At 66.4% G+C, this 7,458-nt stretch carries 6 protein-coding genes; 1 reads left to right on the top strand and 5 read right to left on the bottom strand.

Annotation, left to right across the window (positions count from 1 at the left end; all coding sequences use genetic code 11):
* Window positions 1-1,115 (top strand): sulfatase/phosphatase domain-containing protein (locus QOD90_RS01785; protein WP_526346066.1); only part of this gene is annotated, 1,115 nt, incomplete at its 5' end.
* 1 nt (window position 1,116) lies between these two features.
* Here QOD90_RS01785 and QOD90_RS01780 read toward each other — a convergent pair.
* The 5 genes from QOD90_RS01780 to tap all read right to left on the bottom strand — a co-directional run bounded on the left by QOD90_RS01780 (window position 1,117) and on the right by tap (window position 7,389).
* Window positions 1,117-1,692: a TetR/AcrR family transcriptional regulator gene (locus QOD90_RS01780; protein ID WP_526346064.1), complete on the bottom strand. Its 576-nt coding sequence runs from the start codon at window positions 1,690-1,692 to the stop codon at window positions 1,117-1,119.
* The gene (locus QOD90_RS01775) at window positions 1,689-2,927 is read right to left on the bottom strand and encodes a cytochrome P450 (protein ID WP_526346062.1); all 1,239 of its coding nucleotides are present in this window, start codon (window positions 2,925-2,927) and stop codon (window positions 1,689-1,691) included. Before QOD90_RS01775 ends, QOD90_RS01780 begins: the two co-directional genes overlap by 4 nt.
* 70 nt (window positions 2,928-2,997) lie before the next feature.
* A complete protein-coding gene (locus tag QOD90_RS01770; protein WP_526346072.1) occupies window positions 2,998-4,353 on the bottom strand; it encodes an FAD-binding oxidoreductase in 1,356 nt (451 codons plus the stop codon).
* 30 nt (window positions 4,354-4,383) lie between these two features.
* Window positions 4,384-6,075: an L-lactate permease gene (locus QOD90_RS01765; RefSeq protein ID WP_526346060.1), complete on the bottom strand. Its 1,692-nt coding sequence runs from the start codon at window positions 6,073-6,075 to the stop codon at window positions 4,384-4,386.
* A gap of 78 nt (window positions 6,076-6,153) precedes the next feature.
* On the bottom strand, window positions 6,154-7,389 hold the full coding sequence (gene tap / locus QOD90_RS01760) for a multidrug efflux MFS transporter Tap (protein ID WP_526346058.1): 1,236 nt from the start codon (window positions 7,387-7,389) through the stop codon (window positions 6,154-6,156).
* Window positions 7,390-7,458 lie beyond the last annotated feature (69 nt).

The following is a 7,458-nucleotide window of genomic DNA, read 5'->3' as shown; positions in this document are numbered from 1 at the left end:
CGCACTGGGGCGGTACCCGCAACGGCACGATCGTGCACTGGCCCAAGGGCATCGAGGAGAAGGGCGGCCACCGCAACCAGTTCAGCCACGTCATCGACCTGGCCCCAACGGTTTTGGAGGCAGCCGGTATTCCCGCGCCGACAATCGTCAACGGAGTAATGCAGAGTCCGCTCGAGGGCACCAGCATGGTGTACAGCTTCAACGAGGCTGATGCGCCCGAGCGGCACCAGACGCAGTACTTCGAGATGTTCTGCAACCGCGGCATTTACCACAAGGGCTGGAGCGCGGTCACCAAGCACCGCACGCCATGGGCCATGGGCGGCCAGGTCATGCCTGCCTTCGACGACGACGTCTGGGAGCTCTACGACGGCAACAGTGACTGGACCCAGGCCAATGACTTGTCGAAGGAGAATCCCGAGAAACTGCACGAGCTGCAGCGGCTTTGGCTGATCGAAGCGGTCAAGTACAACGTGCTTCCGCTCGACGACCGGCAGATCGAACGCATCAATCCCACGACTGCAGGCAGACCTTCATTGATCAAGGGCAACAGCCAGTTGCTGTTTGGGAACATGGGCCGACTGTCGGAGAACAGCGTCGTCGACATCAAGAATAAGTCGTTCGCGGTGACGTCCGCGGTGGAGGTCCCAGACGGCGGTGCCGAGGGGGTGATCATCGCCCAGGGCGGCAGGTTCGGCGGATGGAGCCTCTACGCCAAGGACGGTCGCGCCAAGTTCCACTACAACGTGCTCGGCATCACGTCCTTCGACGTCGAGGCGGCCGAGCCCGTCCCCACCGGCACCACGCAGGTGCGCATGGAGTTCGAATACGACGGCGGCGGAATGGGCAAGGGCGGCAACGTGAAGCTCTACTACGACGGCAAGGAGGTCGGCAGCGGTCGCGTCGAGCAGACCCAGGGTATCATCTTCTCCGCCGACGAAACCACGGACGTCGGACGCGAGACCGGCACCACCGTCAGCCCGGACTACACCGCGCACACTAGCAAGTTCACGGGCAAGATCGACTGGGTACGAATCGATCTCGGTGAGGACGCCAAGGACGCCGACCACTACATCGACCCCGATGAACGCTTCCGGGTGGCCATGGCTCGGCAGTAGGTCAGCGAGCCGCTTCGCCGAGTGCGGGCATCAGGGTGGGCAGCACGAATTCCTCGAGCATGCCTCGCTCGTCGGCTTCGTCCCGCCCGGGAAACACCAAGAGCGAGACCATCACGCGCACTAGCCAGCGCGCCCGCCGCTCGACGTCGTCGACACCGAGCGCACCGAGATACGCCTCGGTGCGCGCCTGGATCACCTCGGAGCGGTCGGCCATGTCGCCGCCGATCGGTCGCTTGTCCGGGGCGAACCATGATGACAGGGCCGGACTTTCGCGAACTCGATGGAGCGAGGCGAGGATGCCGTCGACCAATCGCTCGCCCGGTGCCTTGGCGTCGGTGTCCAGCGCAGCCAACTCTCGGAACACCCGCTGGGCCTCGCGGTGGACGTACCCGGTGTAGAGCGCGTCGCGGTTCTCGAAGTAGCGATACAGCGTGGCACGGGAGCATCCGGAGGCCTTGGCGATGTCGTTCATGCCGACACTCGCGGGATCGTGGCGGGTGAAGAGCTGTTCGGCGGCGTCGAGAATCTTCTCGGCTGCGACGTCGCCTCGGCTGGCAGCCAGCCAGTCACCCATCACTTGACCGTGAACGGCACTGACAGCGGACGCCGCACGTAACTGCCGCCAGCCCAGACGATTCCGTCCTCGTCGACTTCGAAGTCGGGGATCCGCGTCACGAGCTCCTCGAGCGCCACGCGCGACTGCATGCGGGCGGCGGCCGCGCCGAGGCAGTGGTGAGCCCCGTGACTGAACGTCAGGATGTTTCGCGGCTTGCGCATCACGTCGAGTTCGCCGGCGTCGTCGCCGTATTGGCGTGCGTCACGGTTGCCCGAGCCGTAGAGGAGCATCGCGCGCCGCCCTGCGGGAATGGTGGTGTCGCCGATCGTCACGTCCCGCGTCACCGTGCGCCCCAGCATCTGCACGGGACAGGTGAGCCGCAGAAACTCGTCGACGGAATCGCCGATCAGATCGGCATTCTCGGCGAGCAGCTTGCGTTGGTCGGGCCGCTGGTGCAGTAATTGCACCGAGCCGCCGAGCATGCCGGTCGTGGTGTCGTTGCCGCCGGTCACCATCGTGAAGGTGAAGGCGAGAATCGACAGCACGCCTGCGATGTCGCCGTCGGCGCCGACTCCGGCCGCCACCAGGTGCGAGACGGTGTCGTCCTCGGGATCGACGCGTCGGCGTTCGATCAGCGCGGTGAAGTACGCCATCATTCCGCCAAGCGCATCGCCGAGCGTTTCCAGTGCGCCGCCGATCCCGCCTTCGGCGGTGTTGGCGGCGACGATCGCGTCGGTCCACCCGTCGAACTGGTCGCGATCCGCCTCGGGCACGCCGAGGTAGTGGGCCACCACCATCGACGGCAGCGGCTTGAACAGTTCGGCGACGATGTCGCCGCCACCGTTGGCGCGCAACCCCTCGATGCGCTCGACGACGTACTCGCGGACCTTTGGTTCGACGGCCTCCACCTGCCGCGGTGTGAATCCGCGGGAGACCAGCTTGCGGAACTCGGTGTGCACCGGCGGGTCCTGCATGACCATCGGCGGGTTGTCCGCCAGGCCGATCAGCTCCAGTTCGCCGTAGTTGACCGTGAGCCCCTGCGCGGACGAGAACGTCTCGTGATCGCGGGCTGCGGTGAAGATGTCGGCGTGCCGGGACAGCACGTAGTAGTCGTGGTCCGGATTGTCGTCGGGGATGACGTGGTGCACCGGATCGTGATCGCGCAGCGCCCGGTACATCGGCCACGGGTTGGTCCACGTGGTCGGGGTGGCCAGCTGAAACTGCGCCGGGGTGCCGTGAGACAAAGTAGCCGTCATGTCTTATGAATACGACACAAGGGTGCAGTTGTCAACCATTAGGGCGTTGACGTGGCGAATCGACGCCTCCCTAGATGGCAGCGCCCGGGTTGAGGATGTCGTCCGGGTCGAGTGCCTTCTTGATGCGACGATTCAGCTCCATCGCCTCCGGACCCAGATAGCCCGCGAGCCACGGGCGCTTGAGCCTGCCGACACCGTGCTCGCCGGTGATGGTGCCGCCCAGTCCGACAGCCAGGTCCATGATCTCACCGAAGGCGGTCTGCGCACGGGCGACCTCATCGGGATTCGACGGGTCGAACACGATCAACGGATGGGTGTTGCCGTCGCCGGCGTGGGCGATCACCGAGATCATCAGCCCGTGCCGCTCGGCCAGCTTCTCGACCCCTGCCACCAGATCGGCCAACGCGGGCAACGGCACACCGACGTCCTCCAGCAGCAGCGACCCCTTCGCCTCGACGGCCGGGATCGCGAAGCGCCGCGCCGCCACGAAGGCCTCGCCCTCATCGGGATCGGAGGTCGAATACACCTCCGTCGCACCGGCATCGGTGAACACCTGCGCCATGTACTCGGCATCCTGTGCGCCCGCGGGACCCCGATCGTCGGACGCGGCCACCATCATCGCGGCGGCCTTGCGGTCCAAGCCCATCTTCAGCTTGTCCTCGACCGCGTTGATCGCGACGGAGTCCATGAACTCCAGCATCGACGGCCGGATCTTGCCGGTAATGGTGACGACGGCGTCGGCGGCCGCCGCGACGTCGTCGAACGATGCGACGACGGTGCAACCCCGATGCTGGGTGGGCAGCAGCTTGAGCGTCACCTCGGTCACGATGCCGAGCGTCCCCTCGCTGCCCACGAACAGCTTCACCAGGCTCAGTCCCGCAACGTCCTTCAACCGGGGCCCACCCAGTCGCACGGCGGTGCCGTCGGCGAGCACGACCTGTAGACCAAGGACGTAATCGGTTGTCACGCCATACTTCACGCAACACAGGCCACCCGCGTTGGTGGCGACATTGCCGCCGATGCTGCAGATCTCGAACGACGACGGATCGGGTGGATACCAGAGGCCGTACTCGGCGACGGCCTTCTTGACCTCGGAGTTGAACAGGCCCGGCTGGGTGACGGCCGTCCGGGTCACGGGGTCGACGCTGATGTCGCGCATGCGTTCGGTCGTCAACACGATGCCGCCGTCGAGTGCGGTCGCGCCGCCCGAGAGGCCGGTGCCTGCGCCGCGTGGCACGACGGCGATGTGATGCGCGGTCGCCCACCGCATCACGGCCTGCACCTCTTCGGTGCGGCGTGGTCGGACGACGGCCATGGCGGTGCCCGCGCCCGGGTCGGCGGCGCGGTCCTGGCGGTAGGACGCAACGATGTCGGGGTCGGTGACGACGGTGCCCTCTGGCAGTTCGGCGATCAGTTCAGCCAGCATGTCTGCGCTCACGCGTCGATGCTACGAGGGTCACGGCACCATCCACGACAACACCGGCGAGGCCTGAAGCGCCGACAACCCGCACAGCACCACGAGGAAGCCCAGACTCCAGAGGACCACCCGGCGGAAGATCTCACCTTCCTTGCCGTGGAGGCCTACCGCGGCGGCGGCGATGGCCAGGTTCTGCGGAGAGATCATCTTGCCGAGCACGCCGCCGGAACTGTTCGAGGCGGCCATCAGGATGTCGGACAGGCCAGCTTGATTTGCGGCGGTCACCTGGAGCGCGCCGAACAGCGAGTTGGACGAGGTGTCCGAGCCAGTGACCGCGACGCCGAGCCAGCCGAGGATGGGGGACAGCAGCGCGAACGCCGCGCCGGCGCCCGCCATCCAGGTGCCGAGGGTGATGGTCTGGCCGGACACGTTCATCACGAACGCCAGCGCCAGCACGGTCATGACCGTGAGGATCGCCCACCGAAGCTGGTGCAGCGTCGCGCCGTAGGCCCTGACCGCCCGCGGCACGGAGAGGCGCAGCGCGACCATCGTGAGGACGCCTGCCACCAGCATCTGGGTGCCGGGCGTGGTCAGCAGGTTGAGGGTGAACTTGCCGAGGCTCAGTGGATCGCCGTCGGCGTCGACGACGTTGATGCCGGGCCAGTTGAACGTGATCGTCGCCTTGTCCAAGAGCTTCTTCACCGCGCCGATCTGGCAGACGACGAACACGGCGATGATGATTCCGTAGGGCGCGTACGCCTTGACCACGTCGGCTCTGGAGTCCACGGTGTCGTCGCGATGATCGTGCGCGACGACAGCGCGCTCGGCGAAGTCCTGGTCGGGTTCGTCGGCCGCTCCTTCTCGTCCCCCGGTTGCCGCCGAACCCGCGACGACGGCAGGTGCCGGATGAGTGGTCCGGGCGGGACGCCAGATCCGCACCATGGCGACGACGGCGGCCGCCGACAGCAATGAAGCCACCACGTCGGCCAGTGGGACGGACAAGAAGTTCGAGGTGGCGTACTGCGCGACCGCGAAGACGATGCCGCAGACCACGGCGACTCGCCACGTCTCACGGATGCCACGCCGACCGTCCACGATCGCCACCAGGGCAAGGGGCACGAACAGTGCCAGCAACGGCGTTTGGCGGCCGATCATCGCTCCGAGCGTGTCGGCGGGTAGTTCGGTGACCCTGCCGAGCGTGATGATCGGAGTGGCCATCGCCCCGAATGCGACGGGGGCCGTGTTCGCCACCAGTGCGAGCACGGCGGCCTTCATCGGTTGGAATCCCAAGGCCATCAACATCACCGACGTCACCGCGACCGGCGTGCCGAATCCGGCGAGCGCCTCCATCAGCGCGCCGAACGAGAACGCGATGATGATCGCCTGAACGCGTTGGTCGTCGCTGACACTGGCAAATGAGCGCCGCAGGACGTCGAAATGACCTGTCTCCACGGTCATCTGGTACACCCAAATGGCGTTGATCACGATCCACAGGATGGGGAAGAAGCCGAACGCCGCGCCTTCGGTGCCTGCCAGCATGGCCTGTCCGACGGGCATGCCGTAGATGACGATGGCGATGACGAGCGAGACGGCCAGCGAGATCAGCGAAGCCACCCACGCCGTCATCTTGAGTGCGCCGAGCAGCACGAAGAGCAACAGCAACGGAATGGCCGCCACCAGTGCGCTCCACGCGAGTGAGTCGGCGATCGGGTCGAGAACTTGCTGATACACGGCTGACCTCGATTGTGGTGTCCATCACATTTTTCACGGGCTTACCCGCATTCAGGTCATTCGTAAACGCCGACGCAGTCAGGCCACGGCGGGGCCGGGGTCGTGATCCAGATGGCGAAGGGCGGGCATGAAGATCGCCACCACGCCGAGCAGGAGCATCGGAAGCGACAGCGCGAGGAACGTGGCGTGCAACCCTGCCGTGTCGGCGAGTGGTCCTGCGACGATCAGCCCGAGGGGGCCCGCCGCGTAGGCGAGTGACCCCATCACGCCGACCACCCTGCCGCGCAGGTGGGTGGGCGCTCGGGTCTGCATGACGTAGTTGTAGATCGGGGCCATCGGCCCGTAGACGAGGCCGACGATCGCACACAGCACCAGGATCACCGGCAACGGTGGCAGGAACGCGATGACCGTCATCGCGACGCCGAGCACCAGAACCGCGACGAGCATGATCGTCCGCCGATTCGCGTACTTCGAGAGCACGGCGTAGCCAAGCGCCCCGATCAGGCCGCCGACGCTCAATGCCACCAGCACCCAGCCGAGTTGCGCCGGCTCGTTGCGGTCGGTGAAGTACTTCGGGAACAGCACGCTCTCCATCGGCATGTACAACCCCGTTGCGGCCAGGTCCACGATGGCCAGCGTGCGAAGCACCGGCGTGTTCCAGACGAACTTGAGGCCCTCGACGATGCCCGCCCACACCTGCGGCAGGTGTTCACGATTCGGGGTGCCCGCGCCTTCGAGACGCAGCACGGCCACGGCCGAGATGGAGAGCAGGAACGCGCCAGCGGTCACCCACATGGTGTCGATGCCGCCCAGGGTGGCGATCAGCAGACCACCGATGCCGGGCCCGACGATGTAGGCGAGGTTGAACACCGCCTCGTACACGCTGTTGGCGCGATCGAGCGTCCATTCGGCCTGGGCCGCTGCCTCGGGGAGCATCGTCTCGCGCGCCGTCATCCCCGCCGGGTCGAAGAAGGCGCCGAGCGCTGCCAGTCCGGCGAGCACCGCGACGTTGATGGCCCCGACGCCGAAGGTGAGCGCGATGACGGGCACCGCGGCCACCGCAAGGGCAGACAGTCCGTCGGAGATCATCGACACCCACCTGCGGCCCAGATAGTCGACCGCCGCACCTGCGATCAGGGTGGCCACCAGCAACGGCAACGTCCCTGCCATCGCCACGATCGACGCGTCGAGCGCAGACCCGTTGTGCTGCAACACTAGCCATGGGAACGCGACGATCGAGATGCCGTTGCCTGCGCCAGCGGTCAACGCCGCGAGGAAGATCAGGAACAGTGGGCCGCGCTTCTTGGTGTCCATGAGTTATCGCGGCTGAATCTAACAGCGCCCCAGCCCGGTCCGCGAACGTTTTACCTGCACGTGCACAGT

It is taken from the genome of Mycobacterium sp. (genome assembly GCF_032161845.1).
Taxonomy (GTDB): domain Bacteria; phylum Actinomycetota; class Actinomycetes; order Mycobacteriales; family Mycobacteriaceae; genus Mycobacterium.
Note: the sequence above shows the minus strand (reverse complement) of the source record. Positions and strands in the feature narration are given on the sequence as shown.